General features: G+C 71.5%; 1 pseudogene. It reads right to left on the reverse strand.

Annotated features, from left to right (window positions below):
- Nucleotides 1–134 precede the first annotated feature (134 nt).
- A pseudogene (locus EXE42_RS20490) lies at nt 135–302 on the reverse strand (Na+/H+ antiporter NhaC family protein); the annotation flags it as partial.

The raw sequence follows: 302 nt of genomic DNA on the forward strand, positions 1-302 counted from the left end.
GGCGACGTGGTCGCCGCCCTCGCCGGCGCCGCCGCTCCCCTCGCCGGTCACCATCACCTCGAGGACGTCGCCGGCCGCGTAGTCCGGCGTCGGGCCGCGGAACGACCAGCCCGCGAGGAACTTGTCGAAGACGCTCATGCGCGGGACACCTCCTCGGAGACGCGGTCGGGGATGTACTCCCGCCCGAAGCCGGTGATCGCGGCGAGGACGAATATCGCCACGAGGAACCAGCCGTGGAAGACGTACGGGACGACCTCGATGGGGTTGACGACCATCTCGGGGCCGTACTCGGCGCCGAGGCC

It is taken from the genome of Halorubrum sp. SP3 (assembly GCF_005435195.1).
Taxonomy (GTDB): Archaea; Halobacteriota; Halobacteria; order Halobacteriales; family Haloferacaceae; genus Halorubrum; species Halorubrum sodomense.